General features: G+C 50.9%; 16 protein-coding genes and 1 pseudogene. 9 read left to right on the top strand and 8 right to left on the bottom strand.

Going from position 1 to position 16,822, the window contains the following annotated elements; all coding sequences use genetic code 11:
- Positions 1 to 11 precede the first annotated feature (11 nt).
- A pseudogene (locus V7728_RS15200) lies at positions 12 to 403 on the top strand (hypothetical protein).
- A 50-nt stretch (positions 404 to 453) separates the two neighbouring features.
- Here the strand turns inward: V7728_RS15200 and V7728_RS15205 are convergent.
- Positions 454 to 816, bottom strand: coding sequence for a hypothetical protein (locus V7728_RS15205; protein WP_007407823.1), 363 nt, complete (start codon positions 814 to 816; stop codon positions 454 to 456).
- Between the two features lie 160 nt (positions 817 to 976).
- Complete coding sequence (locus V7728_RS15210) at positions 977 to 1,363, bottom strand: hypothetical protein (protein WP_007407822.1); 387 nt, start codon at positions 1,361 to 1,363, stop codon at positions 977 to 979.
- 110 nt (positions 1,364 to 1,473) lie between these two features.
- Here V7728_RS15210 and V7728_RS15215 point away from each other — a divergent pair, with 110 nt between their 5' ends.
- The 7 genes from V7728_RS15215 to V7728_RS15245 all read left to right on the top strand — a co-directional run bounded on the left by V7728_RS15215 (position 1,474) and on the right by V7728_RS15245 (position 7,662).
- On the top strand, positions 1,474 to 1,893 hold the full coding sequence (locus V7728_RS15215; RefSeq protein WP_025285528.1) for a DUF3255 family protein: 420 nt from the start codon (positions 1,474 to 1,476) through the stop codon (positions 1,891 to 1,893).
- Complete coding sequence (locus V7728_RS15220) at positions 1,883 to 2,407, top strand: hypothetical protein (protein ID WP_099567216.1); 525 nt, start codon at positions 1,883 to 1,885, stop codon at positions 2,405 to 2,407. Before V7728_RS15215 ends, V7728_RS15220 begins: the two co-directional genes overlap by 11 nt.
- Before the next feature lie 68 nt (positions 2,408 to 2,475).
- Positions 2,476 to 3,288, top strand: a complete 813-nt coding sequence (gene yidA / locus V7728_RS15225; RefSeq protein WP_015240895.1) for a sugar-phosphatase — start codon at positions 2,476 to 2,478, stop codon at positions 3,286 to 3,288.
- Between the two features lie 70 nt (positions 3,289 to 3,358).
- Positions 3,359 to 4,300: a sugar-binding transcriptional regulator gene (locus tag V7728_RS15230; RefSeq protein WP_007407818.1), complete on the top strand. Its 942-nt coding sequence runs from the start codon at positions 3,359 to 3,361 to the stop codon at positions 4,298 to 4,300.
- A gap of 90 nt (positions 4,301 to 4,390) precedes the next feature.
- The gene (gene deoC, locus V7728_RS15235) at positions 4,391 to 5,059 is read left to right on the top strand and encodes a deoxyribose-phosphate aldolase (RefSeq protein ID WP_004393277.1); all 669 of its coding nucleotides are present in this window, start codon (positions 4,391 to 4,393) and stop codon (positions 5,057 to 5,059) included.
- Between the two features lie 92 nt (positions 5,060 to 5,151).
- Positions 5,152 to 6,333 carry a NupC/NupG family nucleoside CNT transporter gene (locus V7728_RS15240; protein ID WP_004393280.1) on the top strand — a complete coding sequence of 394 codons (1,182 nt, stop codon included), beginning with the start codon at positions 5,152 to 5,154 and terminating at the stop codon, positions 6,331 to 6,333.
- 27 nt (positions 6,334 to 6,360) lie between these two features.
- On the top strand, positions 6,361 to 7,662 hold the full coding sequence (locus V7728_RS15245; RefSeq protein ID WP_099567215.1) for a pyrimidine-nucleoside phosphorylase: 1,302 nt from the start codon (positions 6,361 to 6,363) through the stop codon (positions 7,660 to 7,662).
- 39 nt (positions 7,663 to 7,701) lie between these two features.
- On the opposite strand, the gene V7728_RS15250 is transcribed toward V7728_RS15245, so the two are convergent.
- The 6 genes from V7728_RS15250 to hutP form a co-directional block, all read right to left on the bottom strand.
- On the bottom strand, positions 7,702 to 9,120 hold the full coding sequence (locus V7728_RS15250; RefSeq protein ID WP_007407815.1) for an amino acid permease: 1,419 nt from the start codon (positions 9,118 to 9,120) through the stop codon (positions 7,702 to 7,704).
- Positions 9,121 to 9,190: 70 nt separating this feature from the next.
- Positions 9,191 to 10,141 carry a formimidoylglutamase gene (gene hutG / locus V7728_RS15255; protein WP_072589740.1) on the bottom strand — a complete coding sequence of 317 codons (951 nt, stop codon included), beginning with the start codon at positions 10,139 to 10,141 and terminating at the stop codon, positions 9,191 to 9,193.
- A complete protein-coding gene (gene hutI, locus V7728_RS15260) occupies positions 10,134 to 11,399 on the bottom strand; it encodes an imidazolonepropionase (protein ID WP_099567214.1) in 1,266 nt (421 codons plus the stop codon). Before hutI ends, hutG begins: the two co-directional genes overlap by 8 nt.
- A gap of 1 nt (position 11,400) precedes the next feature.
- A complete protein-coding gene (gene hutU, locus V7728_RS15265) occupies positions 11,401 to 13,065 on the bottom strand; it encodes a urocanate hydratase (protein WP_052828013.1) in 1,665 nt (554 codons plus the stop codon).
- Complete coding sequence (gene hutH, locus V7728_RS15270) at positions 13,062 to 14,600, bottom strand: histidine ammonia-lyase (RefSeq protein ID WP_039063838.1); 1,539 nt, start codon at positions 14,598 to 14,600, stop codon at positions 13,062 to 13,064. The genes hutU and hutH overlap by 4 nt, the downstream gene beginning before the upstream one ends.
- Before the next feature lie 112 nt (positions 14,601 to 14,712).
- Positions 14,713 to 15,159, bottom strand: coding sequence for a hut operon transcriptional regulator HutP (gene hutP / locus V7728_RS15275; protein ID WP_004393292.1), 447 nt, complete (start codon positions 15,157 to 15,159; stop codon positions 14,713 to 14,715).
- 241 nt (positions 15,160 to 15,400) lie between these two features.
- Here hutP and V7728_RS15280 point away from each other — a divergent pair, with 241 nt between their 5' ends.
- Positions 15,401 to 16,807, top strand: coding sequence for a glycoside hydrolase family 43 protein (locus tag V7728_RS15280; RefSeq protein ID WP_099567213.1), 1,407 nt, complete (start codon positions 15,401 to 15,403; stop codon positions 16,805 to 16,807).
- Positions 16,808 to 16,822: the final 15 nt, after the last annotated feature.

Genomic DNA, 16,822 nt, shown 5'->3' on the forward strand with positions numbered 1-16,822 from the left:
AAGAGGAATGAATGTTGATTACGAAAAGAGGGACTTGGTGGGAAGTGCTGCACAGCTGGTGGCTGCTGCTGACTTTTGCGCCGTTTGCGCTGACCGCTTTCTTGGCCTTTTTCTATATCGGCTACCGGGCTAAGAACAAAAAATGGCTGAAATACGGACTTATTATTTTATTATTTTAGCAATTGCTTTTGTGCTGCCGAGCACGCCGGGCGTGTATATCGTGCTGCCTTTATGGGTCATCTCCATCATTCACGGGCTGAAAGTGCGGGCGGCTTATTTGATACAGCTTGATGTGTTTAAACAAAACGTCGAAGCAAGAGCGTATGAAGCGGTAAGGCATGAGGCGGAAGCAAAATTCGGCGGACAACCCGCTCATCGCATTGATCTGACAAAACAGAGATAAAAACAAATGACAAAGCCGGTATCTCGCGCTTTGTCATTTGCATGACCGGCCTATTGCTGGTATGAATGCTGCTGAAACGGTGTGTGATGCTGTGTTTGCGGGAATGAAGAAACATTAGCGTTTGCCATCGGTGCAGGCATGTGTCCGCTTACTTCCTGCTGAAGCTGATTGCACACATTCACGATTTGCTGGCATTTTTGAATGGCCGCTTCATGCCCCTGCAGCGCTTGCTGAATGGTATGAACGGCATGCTGTTCATGGTTAAGCATCTGCTGAAGCATTTGAATGTTTTGCTGTTCCTGCTGGAGCATTTGCTTGTACTGCTGACTGCTTTGCTGTGTCTGCTGAATAAGCTGCTGTGCTGTTTGGCGGCATTGCTGCAGCTGATTTCCGCTGTATTGGTTTTGATACATCATGAAGACCTCCTGGAGTGATTGATTTTACACATTTATCATGTGAAAGAATAGGAGAGGCATTCATGCAAGAAAAGGATTCAAATATTTACCTGTTATGTACAGAGCGGAATACAAGGCTCGGGATGGCCTGTCGAGCTTTGTATTCCGGCCCTTTTTCTCAGAAGCCGCCTTCTGTAGCGTGAAAAGGAATATTGAGTCTGTTTTCGACTGCGCGCAGGCGCTGATTCAAACGGTTTAAGCGGCGGGTATGGATTTCAATGGACTGGCTCAGCCGTCTGATCTGCTCATTCATACGCGTGATTTCCCGGTTTTGGCGCTGGTCTTCTTGTGAGAGGCGGGTGAGCTCTCTCGTTTGCTCGGCGTTTTGTCTTTCAAGCTGGGCGACTCTCCGTTCTAAACCTGTCGGCTGCCGCTCTTCGGACTGAGGGGGCGCATAATAATAGCTTTCCTGCTGCTGATACGGCTCATACTCAACGCGGTTCACTTCGTATTCCTGCTGCTGAGGGAAATAGGCAGGCGGGGTGTAGTACTGATATGGGTTCATTCATCATTCTCCTTATCTAGTGAAGTCTTTATACACTATGTAGTCAATTGCACAGTGCCACGGCATCCGCCTAAGTTACAGGCGTAAAAAAGCTTCAAAGGAAGGTGATCATGTTGCGGAACATACGGATTTTCATCATGACGGTTCTTGTTTTCGGATGCGTCATGATAACAGGCTGCTCGCAAAAGAAAGCAGACGAACCCCCTTTTTATTACGGGACATGGGATGCGGGGCTGAAACCGGGCCCGATGGACGGGGTCAGATCTGAAACCGTCACGTTTACGAAAGACAGCGTGCTGACAAAGCAGGTCATTCAAGGCCGCGGCGAGGTTGCCATGCCCTCAGATGTGTACAAGGTGATCTCACAAAACACGGACGGGACGATCGAGATTGAATACCTCGGACATCCGCACCCCGTCAAAAGCACGTTGAAAAGAGGAAAAAACGATACGCTCATTTGGAAGATATACGGAGAAACAAAGACAATGACAAGAATAAAAACCGGCGGGGAGGATGCACATGAGAAATAAGGCTGCCGACAGACTCGTTTTGACGGGTGTCATCGTACATATCATTCAATGGTTTTCACTGTTATGGTTATTTTTTATGCTTTTTGATCAGTTCGGGCGTTTTACCATTTACAATCCCAATGTCGTAAACGGAAGCATGCAGTCTTTTTCATTCTTTGATATGATGCGCGCTCTTCTGTTTTCCGGCACGCTGCGGAATACGCTCCTGCTGTTTCTGTTTGCGGCGCTGCTCATTTACATGTGGGTGAACGCTCTGTTTATCCTGCTGGAAATCGTTTCTTATATCATGATCAGGCGGAACAGCCGTTCATTATGGGCATACTTTCCCGCAGCGATGGGAATAAAGCTTGCCCTTCTGGACATAGCGGCCATCCCTTTCTTTGCGGCGGGGCTGATGCTCTTGAAGCAGAAAACAGATGACGGCGGCGAACAAGCTGACAAGGGGAAAAGACGGCCCCGCATCCGGAGGCAGGCCCGGTTTACGAAGAGAAGGCGGAGAAACTTGTCCGTTTGATTTTTCATTGAAACGAAAAAACGATATGATGAAAGCATAAGTAGAAAAGGATACAAAGGAGATGCAGGATGTACAAGTTAATCGCAATAGATATGGACGGAACACTATTAAACGATCATCATGAAGTGACGGCTGAAGTCCGCGGGGCGCTTGATGCCGCCAAAGCGGAAGGGGTCAATATCGTCCTGTGCACGGGCCGGCCGATCGGCGGCGTGCGTCGGTATTTGGAAGAGCTGAACTTACAGGAAGAAGGCGACTTTGTGATTGCCTATAACGGCGCACTCGTACAAAATACGTATACAAACGGTGTCGTGGCCGAGCAGTCATTAGGTTATGAGGATTTGAAGTCGCTTTACGAGCTGAGCTTACAGCTGGATACTCCGATGCATTACTTTGACACAGCCAATCTGTACACGCCGAACCGGGATATCAGTGAATACACGGTATACGAATCATACATTACGAAAGTGCCGCTTCATTTCCGCACGATCGATGAAGTGCCGAAGGATATTCTGATTCCGAAAGTCATGTTCATTGACGATCCGGACAAGCTGGAGAAAGCGATCGCTTCCATTCCGGAATCATTCAAGGAAACATACACAATGGTCAAAAGCGCGCCATTCTTCCATGAGATTCTTCACCCGAAAGTCAGTAAAGGAAACGCAGTCAAGCTGCTGGCCGAAAAACTCGGCATTGAACAGAAAGACGTCATGGCAATCGGCGATAACGGCAACGACATGTCCATGATTCAGTGGGCCGGCTGCGGTGTGGCAATGGCCAATGCCATCCCGGAAGTAAGGGAGATAGCTGATTTTGAAACGAAATCAAATAACGAACACGGCGTGGCGCATGCGATTCAGGAGCTTGTGCTGAAAAAATAGGCACCCCATCAGAGGGTGCTTTTTTACCGCGTGTTTTGGTGATATGATAAGCGGAGAGGGGAGGCGCGACATGGATCGTGAAAAACAGCAGCTCAGCATAGAAGCGGCAAAACTATATTATCAATCAGATTACAGCCAGCAGCAGATCGCCGAACGGCTTGATCTGTCACGCCCCACCGTTTCAAGGCTGCTTCAGTACGCAAAGGAAAAAGGGTATGTTCAAATTCGCGTCATGGACCCGTTTGAGGATCTGGACGAACTCGGCGCGAAGCTGGAAGAAAAATACGGGCTGCTTGAGGCGCACGTCGTCTTTTCTCCAAGCGACGATTACCAGGCCATTACACATTACTTAAGCCGCTATGGCGCAGACTATATGCATAAAACCGTAAAGGACGGCGATATACTCGGCGTAAGCTGGGGGACGACGATGTACCAGATCGCAAGCCGCATGGAGCCGAAGCAGGTAAAGAGCGTTGAAGTCGTGCAGCTGAAAGGCGGCATCAGTCATTCCAATGTTAATACGTACTCGTCAGAAACGATTCAGCTGTTCGCCGAAGCATTTCAGACGATGCCGAGGTATTTGCCGCTGCCGGTTATATTTGACAGCGCCGATGTGAAACAGATGGTCGAGCGGGACAGACATATTAAGCGGATCATTGAAATGGGCAGACAAGCCAATATCGCCCTGTTTACGGTTGGAACCGTCCGGGATGAGGCGCTGCTTTTCAGACTCGGCTATTTCCGGGAAGAAGAGAAACAATTGCTGAAAGCACGCGGAGTCGGCGATATTTGTTCGCGCTTTTTTGACGAGGAAGGCAGGATTTGCAGCAGCAGCATTAACGGCAGGACGATCGGAGTCGAGCTCAGCGACTTGAAAATGAAAGAGCGTTCGATTCTGGTGGCGGGCGGCAGCAGAAAATGCAAGGCCATTCACGGTGCCCTGAAAGGAAAGTACGCCAACGTTTTGATTACCGATCAGCATACGGCCAAAAAACTCATTCAAGAATTGTGACAATTCATGAACATAATTTCAATTACCAATTTACATATGTTCAAAATTCGGTTATTCTAAACGTATCCTAGGAAAAAGGAAGTGCATACAATGTCAATTGCAAGTCAAATAGACCATACTGCTTTGAAACCGCATACACAAAAAGCGGATATTTTACAACTGATAAAAGAAGCAAAAGAATATAAATTCGCTTCCGTTTGTGTAAACCCGACTTGGGTCAAACTCGCAGCGGAGGAACTGAAAGGCACTGGAGTTGACGTTTGCACCGTTATCGGATTTCCTCTCGGCGCAACGACATCGGAAACAAAAGCATTTGAAACGAAGGATGCCATCTCAAAAGGGGCAACTGAGGTTGACATGGTCATCAATATCGGCGCATTAAAAGACGGCGATGATGAAGCGGTTGAAGCTGATATCCGCGCGGTAGTTGAAGCAGCTGATAAAAAAGCGCTCGTCAAAGTGATCATCGAAACATGCCTTTTAACAGATGAAGAAAAAGAGCGCGCGTGCCGCTTGGCGGTATCCGCAGGCGCAGATTTCGTCAAAACGTCTACCGGTTTTTCTACAGGCGGGGCAACGGCTGAAGATATCGCTCTTATGAGAAAAACAGTCGGACCGGACATCGGGGTCAAAGCATCAGGCGGCATCAGAACAAAAGCTGATGTTGACAGCATGATCGCTGCGGGCGCGAGCCGGATCGGCGCAAGTGCGGGCGTCTCTATCGTGAGCGGCGGAGACAGCGGCAGCAGCGACTATTAATCAGCAGTGCGGAAGCCGAAAGCTTCCGCCATCCTCTTTCTTTGTTGATGCATAAAAAATTGTAAGCGAATACAAATAAAAGGAGAACACATATGAAGTATCTCATCGGAATTATCGGAATCATTGTGTTTTTAGGTCTTGCCTGGCTTGCCAGCAACGGCAAAAAAAGAATCAGAATCCGGCCGATCGCCGTCATGCTCGTGCTGCAGCTGATTCTCGGTTATATTCTCCTCAACACCGGTATCGGGAATTTTCTTGTCGGCGGTTTTGCAAAAGGATTTAACTACTTGCTGGAATATGCATCAGAAGGGATTAACTTTGTATTCGGCGGGCTTGTGAATGCGAAACAGACGACGTTCTTCATGAGCGTGCTTCTGCCGATCGTCTTTATATCCGCTTTAATCGGAATTCTGCAGCATTGGAAGGTCCTCCCCTTCATCACGAAGTATATCGGTCTTGCGTTAAGCAAGGTGAACGGAATGGGGAAAATCGAATCTTACAACGCTGTCGCATCCGCGATTTTAGGGCAATCAGAAGTCTTTATCAGTTTGAAAAAACAGCTCGGTTATCTTACTGAACAGCGCTTATATACGCTTTGCGCATCCGCAATGTCGACGGTCTCAATGTCGATCGTCGGTTCTTACATGATGATGCTGAAGCCTGAATACGTCGTGACGGCGCTTGTGCTGAACTTATTCGGCGGATTTATCATCGCTTCTATCATCAACCCGTACACCGTCAGCAAAGAAGAGGATTTGATCGTCGTTCCTGAAGAAGAAAAGCAATCCTTTTTTGAAGTGCTCGGTGAGTATATAATGGATGGATTCAGAGTCGCCGTCGTCGTAGCGGCGATGCTGATCGGATTTGTCGCACTCATTGCTCTGGTCAACGGCGTTTTTAATGCGGTCTTCGGCATTACATTCCAGGCGCTGCTCGGATATGTATTCGCGCCGTTTGCGTTTTTAACCGGTATTCCGTGGAATGAAGCGGTGAGCGCCGGAAGCATTATGGCGACGAAAATGGTATCGAATGAATTTGTGGCGATGCAGACGCTCTCGTCCGGTGATTTCCATTTCAGTGCGCATACACAGGCAGTGGTATCTGTATTCCTTGTCTCATTCGCGAATTTCTCCTCTATCGGAATCATTACCGGTGCGGTGAAAGGGCTGCATGAAAAACAAGGAAACGTCGTCGCGCGGTTCGGGTTGAAGCTGCTGTACGGCGCAACGCTCGTCAGCTTCCTGACAGCGGCGATCGTCGGATTGATTCACTGAACATAAATGAAGGACAGGTGATAGATCATGAGAATGGTAGATCTTATTGTAAAAAAACAAAATGGAAAAGAACTGACAACAGAAGAAATTCAATTTTTCGTAAAAGGATACACGGACGGAAGCATCCCTGATTATCAGGCAAGCGCGCTGGCTATGGCGATTTACTTTCAGGATATGACGGATCAGGAGCGCGCCGATCTGACAATGGCGATGGTGAATTCAGGAGAAACGATTGATCTCTCCGCCATTGAAGGCATTAAGGTCGACAAGCACTCTACGGGCGGGGTCGGCGACACGACAACTCTCGTACTCGCACCGCTCGTCGCGGCGCTCGGCGTTCCCGTTGCTAAAATGTCCGGCCGCGGTCTCGGCCATACGGGGGGAACCATTGATAAGCTGGAAGCGATCGAAGGCTTCCACGTGGAATTATCAAAAGATGAATTCATCAAGCTTGTGAACCGCGACAAGGTAGCCGTCATCGGACAAAGCGGCAATTTGACGCCTGCCGATAAAAAGCTGTATGCGCTGCGTGATGTAACGGGTACGGTGAACTCCATCCCGCTGATCGCAAGCTCAATTATGAGTAAAAAAATTGCCGCCGGAGCAGATGCCATCGTGCTTGACGTCAAAACGGGCGCGGGCGCGTTTATGAAAACGGATGAAGACGCCGTGAACCTCGCCAAAGCAATGGTCCGCATCGGAAACAACGTCGGCCGCCAGACGATGGCCGTGATTTCTGACATGTCGCAGCCGCTCGGTTTTGCGATCGGGAATGCCCTGGAAGTACAAGAAGCCATTGATACATTAAGAGGGGAAGGCCCTGAAGACTTAAACGAACTCGTTCTCACGCTCGGCAGCCAAATGGTCGTATTGGCGAAAAAAGCTGAGACATTGGAAGAAGCGAGAACGAAGCTGCAGGAAGTCATGAAAAACGGCAAAGCGCTTGAAAAGTTCAAAGAGTTCCTAAGCAATCAGGGAGGAGACGCTTCTGTCGTTGACGATCCGTCCAAACTTCCGCAGGCGGCGTACAAAATTGACGTTCCGGCAAAAGAAGCGGGTGTCGTTTCAGAAATCGTCGCTGACGAAATCGGCGTCGCAGCGATGCTGTTGGGCGCGGGACGTGCGACAAAAGAGGACGAAATCGATCTTGCCGTCGGCATTATGCTCCGCAAAAAAGTCGGTGACAACGTCGAAAAAGGCGAGCCGCTCGTCACCCTTTACGCCAACCGCGAAAACGTTGACGACGTGACCGCCAAAGTCTATGACAACATCCGCATCTCAGAAAAAGCGGAAGCGCCGAAACTGGTTCATACGCTGATTACGGAATAAGAGAAGAAAGGCACATACCTCATCAGTATGTGCCTTTTTTTATGGCATGGTTTTATCCAAATGAATGTCACGGACGGATTGTTTCGGCTGTTTCTTTCTCAAAAAACGAATGAGATAGCACAGGATCATACAAGGAATTCCGCAGAAGAGGGCGATTCTTTGATTGGGATCAAATGCAAGGCCTACGCATGAAGCGAAACATAAGATCACAGCGGCGATCGGAACGAGAGGGTATAACGGTGTGCGGAAGGTCAGATCCGAGACGCGTCCGCCGTTTTTCACATAATGTTTTCGAAATAACAGCTGAGACAGGGCGATGCTCATCCACACCACGACGCCGGCAAATCCGGCTATTGCCACGAGCACCACGTAGACCGTGCCCGGGGCGGCGATGCTTGAGATCAAGGATATGCAGGAAACGGCCATGCTGGCGAGCAGAGCATTCAGCGGAATGCCTTTCGGCGTGACTTTTTTGAACCGGGCGCTGATCATGTTTTCATTCGCAAGAGACCACAGCATCCGGGTGGAAGCATACAGTCCGGAGTTGGCGACCGAAAGCAAAGCCGTTAAAATCACGAAGTTCATGATATCTGCGGCGTATGGGATACCGATTTGGGAAAAGACCGCGACAAACGGACTTTCAATCACACCGGCTTCCTTCCAGGAGATCAGTCCGGACAGCACAAAAATGGCGCCGATAAAAAAGATGACCGTTCTCCAGGCGACATTTCGGATCGAACGCGGAATATCTTTTGCCGGATTGGCGGTTTCACCCGCTGTAATTCCGATCAGCTCCGTCCCTGAAAAGGCAAAGCTTACGGAAATCATTGCAATGAAAACCGCAAGAAAGCCGTTCGGAAACAGTCCGCCGTGTGAGGTGAAATTCGACAGCATCGGAGCTTCACCCGAACCGTGCAATGAAATCAAACCGAACATCGCGGCGCCGCCTAAGATGATAAATAAAAGGATGGTGACGATTTTGACGCTGGAAAACCAAAACTCTGTTTCTGCAAACAATTTAACGGAGAATGCATTGGCGGCAAAAAGGAGAGCCGCGAAAATCGCGCTCCACATCCAGACGCTGCTGTGAGGAAACCAGCGCTGCATGAGGATACCGGAAGCTGTAAACTCCGATCCTACCGTCACCACCCAATTCACCCAATACATGATACCGACCATAAAACCCGTGGACGGCCCGATAAACGTTGTCGCATACGTTTGAAATGAACCGGTCACAGGCATGGCTACTGACAATTCTCCGAGACACTGCATGACAAGATACATCATCAAGCCCCCGATCAGGTAAGCGGCGATCGTCCCGCCCGGCCCGGCCTGGCTCAATGTATACCCTGTGCTCAAAAACAGCCCCGTGCCGATGACCCCTCCCAATGAAATCATAAATAAGTGCCTGCTTTTCATCGTGCGCTTGAGTTGATTGCCGCCTTGATCAACATCCATCGTGATCTCCCCCTTTTTGCGTGGCGTGAGAATCTTCCGGCAGCCGAGAGCACGCGTGCCGGATTTGACTTTAACGTGACAATTTAAATCCCTTTAATGCATGTAAAATGACGTGTGCGGCTGCCCGGCTTGTCATATCGCGAAAATCAAGTGTCGGATCAACCTCAACGATCTCAATACCCGAGATGTCAGCCTCACTGGCTAAAAACCGGACCGCCTGAAGCAGTTCTTCGGTATACAGGCCTCCTGGGCCGATCGCGGGGCAGCCGGGCGCATGAGCTTGATCCAGCACATCCATATCAACCGAAATAAAAATGGCGTCGGCTCTTTTTTGAACGGCCGGCAAGACCTCTTGTATCGTTCGGAGGAGCCCTTTCTCCCGGATCATCTCCATTGTATGCACGTCTGCCTGCCGCTCTTTTACATATTGTTCATATGCCAAGCTGTTGCTGAACTCCCTGATTCCAAGCTGAATCAGGTTTTGTCCGCTTATGATATTTTCATCTAACAGCCGGCGGAATGGCGTGCCGTTTGTCGGTCCTCCGTCTTCTGTGTTGCGGACGTCGTGGTGGGCGTCGAATTGAAAGACGGCTGTTGTTCCTTTCGTTTCCGCAATGGCTTTAATGGTGGAATAACTGATGGAGTTGTCGCCGCCGAGAATGACGGGCACCCAGTCAGGCTGGTCCGTCAGAATGTCATGAATGGTCCGATAAATGTGTTCGTGAGATGTGACGACATCCGTGACGTGAATCTGAATATCGCCGATATCGTACAGATGGTTAATGACATGCTCCCGCAGCTCCGCGGAATAAGCGGAAATCCCGCCGAGCGCCCGGCGGATCGCACCGGGTGCAAAGCAGGCGCCGGAATGGCTGATTGACGACTTAGAAAGCGGAACGCCGATCAAAGCCGGCCCTTTGATCGTTTGTCCCGCCCACGCTTCCGTCACATCGCCGATCCTTGTCACATGGCGGTCGTTGAAGAGGGAGCCGGCTTTTTGCAGAAACGGATACTTATCCAAGAGCGGCTCCCTCCCTTGAAACGACCGTCTTTCCGTTCTTGATGACACGGCGGACATGATTGACGCCGTAATGATACGGGATATACATGTAATTCGGCGCTTCCCAAATGACAATGTCAGCCGCCCGTCCGGCTTTAATTTGTCCGGCCTCTTCGCCTTTTCCGATCGCATACGCGGCATTAACGGTGACAGCGTGCCAGATTTCTTCTGCGGTCATTTTTAAATGGAGCGCGGCAATCGACATAATGAGCTGGAGATTTTCCGTCGGTGAGCTGCCCGGGTTGAAGTCAGTCGCCAAACTGACCCGTACGCCCGCATCAATCATCTCCCGGGCTCTTGCATAAGTGTGTTTGCCGAGATAGAAAGTCGTGCCCGGCAGCAGGACGGCGATTGTTCCGGACGCCGCTAGTTTTTCGATGCCTTCGTCAGACGCCCCCACCAAATGATCGGCAGAAACAGCATGCAGTTCTGCCGCCAATTCCGCGCCGCCGAGCGGGTCAATCTCATCAGCATGGATTTTCAGGCCGAAACCGGCTTCAGACGCCTTTTTCAGGTAGTCCCGCGACTGGCTGACGGTAAAGACGCCTGTTTCTGTGAAAATATCGGCAAATTGCGCGAGGCCTTTTTCTTTTATTTCAGGCAAAAGCTGCAGCATGCGATTCAGAAATTCGTCAGGGCTGTTCCGGTACTCAGGCGGAATGGCGTGTGCCCCCATAAAAGTTGTGACAAGGTCGACCGGCTGGTGTTCGCCCAGTTTTTTCGCCGCGGTCAGCTGTTTCAGCTCCGTGTCTTTGTCGAGTCCGTAGCCGCTTTTTACTTCTGCCGTCGTGATGCCGTATGACAGCATGCGTCCGAGGTGAAAAAGCCCTTTTTCAATCAGTTCTTCTTCGGAAGCGGCTTTCGTGTCTTTGACCGTTGACAAAATACCGCCGCCTTGCGCCAGAATATCCAAATAGGACATGCCCTGAATTTTTAAATTCAGTTCTTTTTCCCGGGACCCTCCGAATACAAGATGGGTATGGGGATCGACGAGGCCGGGGGTGACGAGCCGTCCCCCGCAGTCGATGATGTCTCTTGCCTCGTATCCTTCCTCCGCTCCTTGATGTCCGGCAAAAACAATGCGCCCGTCGGAAATGCCGATGACGGCATCTTCCGTGACATGAAGATCCTGCATGCTTCCGCCTGTTCGGGGGCCGCCGGATTCCATCGTCAGCAGCTGGCCGATGTTGGTGAGTATGGTATCTATTTGTTTCGGCATGTTACCGCTCCTTTTTCATCGGTATCATAATGTCTTGTTCCTCGGCGACTTGAGCCGCTTTTTCATAACCTGCGTCCGCATGGCGGATGATGCCCATTCCCGGATCGCTTGTCAGAACGCGGGAAAGCCGTTGTTCCGCAAGGATGCTGCCGTCAGCGACCGCGACCATTCCCGCGTGAAGGGAATACCCCATGCCGACGCCCCCGCCGTGGTGAAAAGAAACCCAGCTTGCGCCTGAGGCCGTGTTGATCAGCGCGTTCAGCACCGCCCAATCGCCGACCGCGTCGCTTCCGTCTTTCATCGCTTCTGTTTCCCGATTCGGAGAGGCGACAGATCCGCAGTCTAAATGGTCTCTTCCGATGACGATCGGGGCTTTCAGCTCGCCGTTTCTGACCAATTCATTGATGGCGAGCCCCATCTTTTCCCGTTCACCGTAGCCGAGCCAGCAAATACGGGACGGCAGGCCTTGGAATGTGACTTTTTTCTGTGCCATGTCAATCCAGCGGTGAAGGGCTTGATTTTCGGGAAACAGCTCTTTTAATAAAGCGTCCGTGCGGTATATATCTTCAGGGTCACCCGACAGCGCGGCCCAGCGGAACGGCCCTTTTCCTTCACAAAATAAAGGCCGGATGTAGGCGGGAACGAATCCCGGAAAATCAAAAGCATCGGCGAGACCCTCATCTTTGGCAGCCTGGCGGATATTGTTGCCGTAATCAAAGACGACGGCACCTTTTTTCTTGAAGGCGAGCATGGCTTCCACATGCTTTTTCATACTCTGCTTGGAAAGCCTTACGTATAATTCAGGCTGATCCCGGCGCAGGCGGTCGGCCTCTTCAAGTGAGTATCCTGCCGGAATATAGCCGATCAGCGGGTCGTGAGCTGAAGTCTGATCGGTCACGATGTCAATATGGACGCCGCGGTTCAAAAGCTCATGATGCATCTCAGCCGCATTACCGAGAAGGCCGATCGATAAAGGCTCTCCGGCTTGTCTGGCTGCTTCGGCCCAGCGCAGCGCTTCGTCAATTGATGCGGTTTTACGGTCGCAATAGTTTGTTTCAATGCGTTTATCAATCCGTGTTTCATCTGCTTCAACGGCGATGACGACGCCATCATTCATCGTGACGGACAGCGGCTGGGCGCCTCCCATTCCGCCAAGTCCGGCCGTCAGCGTAAGGGTTCCTTTCAGACTGCCGCCGAAATGCTGTCTCGCAAGCTCCGCAAAGGTTTCATAGGTGCCTTGCAAAATACCTTGTGAGCCGATATAAATCCAGCTTCCGGCCGTCATCTGCCCGTACATCATCAGCCCTTTTTTCTCAAGGTCATGGAAATGCTCCCAATCCGCCCATTTCGGCACGAGAACCGAATTAGCCAGCAGGACGCGGGGCGCGCGGCTGTGCGTGCGGAACAATCCGACCGGTTTTCCGGATTGGATCAGCAGTGTTTCATCATCTTTTAACATTTTGAGGGAACGCTCAATCGCGTGAAAAGCATCCCAGTTTCGTGCGGCCTTGCCTATGCCGCCGTATACGATCAGATCCTCCGGCTTTTCGGCAACCTCCGGGTCAAGGTTGTTTCGGAGCATGCGGAGCACGGCTTCCTGCTCCCATCCTAAGCATTCAAGTTCGGTGCCGCGGCCGGCGCGGATTGATTTCTTTACATCAGTCATCTTGTAAGTCCCCCTTCATTGGTCATCAGTTTTTGGTGATGCTCATTCGGCAGAAAAGACTCCTTCTTCAGCCAGTCACTCAGATGCTCGATGTCATAAGAAAACACGCGGTCTTCTTGTATGGACGGCACGATGTTTCTCATTTCGTGATAGAGCTGTTTTGTGTACGAGGCGCAATGTTCCGCACCCCGGTACTCCACGGCCTGCAGCGCGCAAATAGCTTCAACGGCAAGCACCCGTCTCGTATTCGCAATGATCTGGTAGGCGTGCCTTGAGGCGATGGTTCCCATGCTGACGTGATCCTCCTGGTTTGCCGATGAAGGAATGGAATCGACACTGGCGGGATGGGCCAGGGTTTTATTTTCTGACACGAGGGAGGCCGCCGCATATTGCATGATCATCGCTCCGGATTGTAAGCCGGGCTGAGGGCTCAGAAAGGGCGGCAGGTCATTCAGCTGCGGATTCACAAGCCGTTCGATCCGGCGTTCAGAAATATTCGCAAGCTCGGCCGCCGCCACTTTGAGAAAATCCATGGCAAAGGCGATCGGCTGTCCGTGAAAGTTTCCGCCTGAGATGATTTTGGCGCCGTCTTCGAAAATGAGCGGGTTATCTGTCGCGGCATTCATCTCAATTTCTAATTTTTCTTTTACATACGCTAATGTCTGCCATGATGCGCCGTGGACTTGAGGAATACAGCGGATCGAATAGGCGTCCTGGACACGCAGCTCCCCTTGGACGGTCGTCAGCTTGCTGTCTGACAAGTAATAGCGGATTCGCTCTGCGACATCCATCTGTTCCTGATAACCGCGGGCGGCATGAATGTCCTCGTCAAACGCATCGATAATACCCTGAAGGCCTTCGATCGTTAAGCTCGCGATCCGTTCCGACTGATAGGCCAGCTTTTCGGCTTCGAGGTAAGCGATCAGCCCCATCGCGGTCATGGCCTGCGTTCCGTTGATCAGCGCGAGCCCTTCCTTAGAGGTCAGGACGGCCGGCTGAAGGTTTGTCTGTTCTAAAGCATGAGCTGTCGGCATCCGGGCCCCTTCGTAAAAGACTTCGCCTTGACCGATAAGCGCCAGTGCGAGATGAGAAAGCGGCGCTAAATCCCCGCTCGCCCCCAGTGACCCTTGCTGCGGGATGACCGGGTGAATGCGATGATTGAGATACGCGAGCAGTTGATCAATCAGCTCAGTCCGCACGCCGGAAAAGCCTTTCAGCAGGGCATTGGCGCGCAAAAGCAGCATGGCCCGCGATACAGATTCCGGAAACGGATCACCGACGCCGCACGCGTGAGAAAGAATCAGATTCAGCTGCAGATCCGCGGCGTCTTCTTTTTGAATCAGCACATCGCTGAACTTGCCGAATCCCGTCGTAATCCCGTAAATGGTCTTCTCTTCTTGAACGATCCGTTCAACCGCCGCCCTGCTTTTTTTCACACGTTCCATGCTTTCGGCAGATGCTTGAACCTCTTCAAAATCAAACAGCACACGCTGGGCATCTGCGGTTGTCAGTGAGGAACCGTCTAACGTCACCATCATTTCAACCCCTTTTCCTTTACTTTGGTAAAGCGCCCATACAAAAAGGAGCTATGCCATGAAAATGATATTTCACGCATAGCCCCCTATCATCTGAAATCTATGGGCTGATTCATATGTGATTAATTCCGACTCCGAATGTTTCGTGCTCAAGCCCCTTAATCGGAGCCCCGATCGTGCCGTAAAGTGAAACGGCGATCCAATCGCCTTCCGCCTCGCTTTCATACGGATTTCCCCGCAAGACGGCAAACTTCAGGCCCACGGTACGAAGCAGCGAGCCAAGCAGCATTTCGCCCCGCGTCACTCCGTGCAAAGCTTCCATTGTGGCATGATACAGCGCATGTGATTCGCGATAACCCTCAGATTGAATGACACCGCTCTTTTTGGAAGCGGTTTCAATTGCGGCTACCACCTTATGCGCATCCATTGAACCCACCCTGCCGAGACAGACTTTCCAGCCGTCCCGTTCCAGCCGGCTGATCTGCTGGTTTTCTTCAGTCTCATGAAGCAGAAGAAGGACGGACAGTCGCCCGATGCGGCGGTCTTTGTGTAAGGTCATATATGCTTCACTCAATTCTTAAATATTCTGATAACTAGTAACTGTTTTTTATATTAAGTGTTTGCGAATCAGAAGTCAAAACTTTTTTTCCAGTCTTTCACAAATCAGATTGTTATCGAAGTAAAGCGGTACATCGCGAAGCCGGCGCTGTTGATCACATATTTCCGCCATCCGCATCATAAAATGGAGCGTTGTCTTGAAAGCGTTTTAAGAAAAGAAGAGAGCGAGGAGATTTCAGAAAATGAAAACCAGTTTCTTTCGTGTGTGCCTGGTCTCAGCAGCGGTCATCGGGTTCACTCTGCCGCAGGCAAAAGCCCAGCATCCGGTTTTTTCAGAGGTCAGCGTGCATGATCCGTCCGTCATCAAAACAGGCGATACATATTATGTATTCGGCTCGCATTTGGCTTCCGCCAAGTCGAAAAACCTGATGCAGTGGCAGCAGATGTCTTCAAGCGTCAATCCCAATAATCCCCTGATCCCGAACGTCTACACCGAATTAAAAGAGACATTCGACTGGGCCCAGTCTGATACGCTGTGGGCGCCGGACGTCGCCCAGCTGTCTGACGGGAAATATTACATGTACTATAACGCCTGTAAAGGAGACTCGCCGCGATCCGCTCTCGGTGTCGCCGTGAGTGACAAGATCGAAGGACCCTACAAAAACAAAGGCATCTTTTTGAAATCGGGCATGGAAGGAAAAAGCGAAGACGGCACGACGTATAATGCAAACGTTCACCCGAACGTCGTAGATCCGCAAACGTTTTTTGACCATAAAGGCAAGCTCTGGATGGTGTACGGCTCTTACTCCGGCGGGATTTTCATAATGGAAATGAATCCGAAAACCGGTTTCCCGCTCCCGAACCAAGGCTACGGAAAAAAACTGCTCGGCGGAAATCACAGCAGAATCGAAGGCCCGTACATCAGCTACAATCCGGAAACGAAATATTACTATCTGTATCTGTCATTCGGCGGACTTGACGCAGCCGGCGGTTATCATATGCGTGTGGCGCGCTCTAAAAATCCGGACGGTCCGTACTATGACGCCGCAGGCCATAACATGCTTGATGCCAAAGGAAAAGACGGCAGTTTCTTTGACGACAAAGCAATTGAACCGTACGGGGTCAAACTCATGGGCGGCTACAGCTTCGCCTCACAATCTGAAAAAGGCACGGGCTACGTATCGCCGGGACACAACTCCGTGTTTTACGACGGGAAAACGAAACGATCATACCTCATTTTCCACACCCGTTTCCCGAACAGAGGCGAAGAGCACGAAGTCAGAGTACATCAGCTGTACATGAACAAAGACGGATGGCCCGTTGCAGCGCCATACCGCTATGCGGGAGAACCGGATACACACATTCCGGCGGCCGCCGCATCCGGAGCCTACAAACTCATCCAGCACGGAAAAGACATCACAGCTACGATCAAAACCCCAAAAAACATCCAGCTTAACAACGACGGCACCATTTCCGGGGAAATGACCGGAACCTGGACAAAAACGGACAGCAGCAAAGCCCGAATTAACCTGAACGGCACAAATTATGGCGGCGTCTTCCTGAAAGAATGGGACTCAGCGAGAGAGAAAGAAGTTGTGACGTTTAGTGTGCTGAGCGGTGATGGGGAGGCTGTTTGGGGAGTGAAGTGAACCAATTAAAGTTTA

The sequence above is a fragment of the Bacillus sp. JHAA genome, from assembly GCF_036961585.1.
Lineage (GTDB): Bacteria > Bacillota > Bacilli > Bacillales > Bacillaceae > Bacillus > Bacillus velezensis.

Bases quoted from the DNA above. Each gene is read 5' to 3' on its own strand.
- V7728_RS15205 (WP_007407823.1), bottom strand. From the start codon at position 816: ATGTATCAAAACCAATACAGCGGAAATCAGCTGCAGCAATGCCGCCAA.
- V7728_RS15210 (WP_007407822.1), bottom strand. From the start codon at position 1,363: ATGAACCCATATCAGTACTACACCCCGCCTGCCTATTTCCCTCAGCAG.
- V7728_RS15215 (WP_025285528.1), top strand. From the start codon at position 1,474: ATGTTGCGGAACATACGGATTTTCATCATGACGGTTCTTGTTTTCGGA.
- V7728_RS15220 (WP_099567216.1), top strand. From the start codon at position 1,883: ATGAGAAATAAGGCTGCCGACAGACTCGTTTTGACGGGTGTCATCGTA.
- yidA (WP_015240895.1), top strand. From the start codon at position 2,476: ATGTACAAGTTAATCGCAATAGATATGGACGGAACACTATTAAACGAT.
- V7728_RS15230 (WP_007407818.1), top strand. From the start codon at position 3,359: ATGGATCGTGAAAAACAGCAGCTCAGCATAGAAGCGGCAAAACTATAT.
- deoC (WP_004393277.1), top strand. From the start codon at position 4,391: ATGTCAATTGCAAGTCAAATAGACCATACTGCTTTGAAACCGCATACA.
- V7728_RS15240 (WP_004393280.1), top strand. From the start codon at position 5,152: ATGAAGTATCTCATCGGAATTATCGGAATCATTGTGTTTTTAGGTCTT.
- V7728_RS15245 (WP_099567215.1), top strand. From the start codon at position 6,361: ATGAGAATGGTAGATCTTATTGTAAAAAAACAAAATGGAAAAGAACTG.
- V7728_RS15250 (WP_007407815.1), bottom strand. From the start codon at position 9,120: ATGGATGTTGATCAAGGCGGCAATCAACTCAAGCGCACGATGAAAAGC.
- hutI (WP_099567214.1), bottom strand. From the start codon at position 11,399: ATGCCGAAACAAATAGATACCATACTCACCAACATCGGCCAGCTGCTG.
- hutU (WP_052828013.1), bottom strand. From the start codon at position 13,065: ATGACTGATGTAAAGAAATCAATCCGCGCCGGCCGCGGCACCGAACTT.
- hutH (WP_039063838.1), bottom strand. From the start codon at position 14,600: ATGGTGACGTTAGACGGTTCCTCACTGACAACCGCAGATGCCCAGCGT.
- hutP (WP_004393292.1), bottom strand. From the start codon at position 15,159: ATGACCTTACACAAAGACCGCCGCATCGGGCGACTGTCCGTCCTTCTT.
- V7728_RS15280 (WP_099567213.1), top strand. From the start codon at position 15,401: ATGAAAACCAGTTTCTTTCGTGTGTGCCTGGTCTCAGCAGCGGTCATC.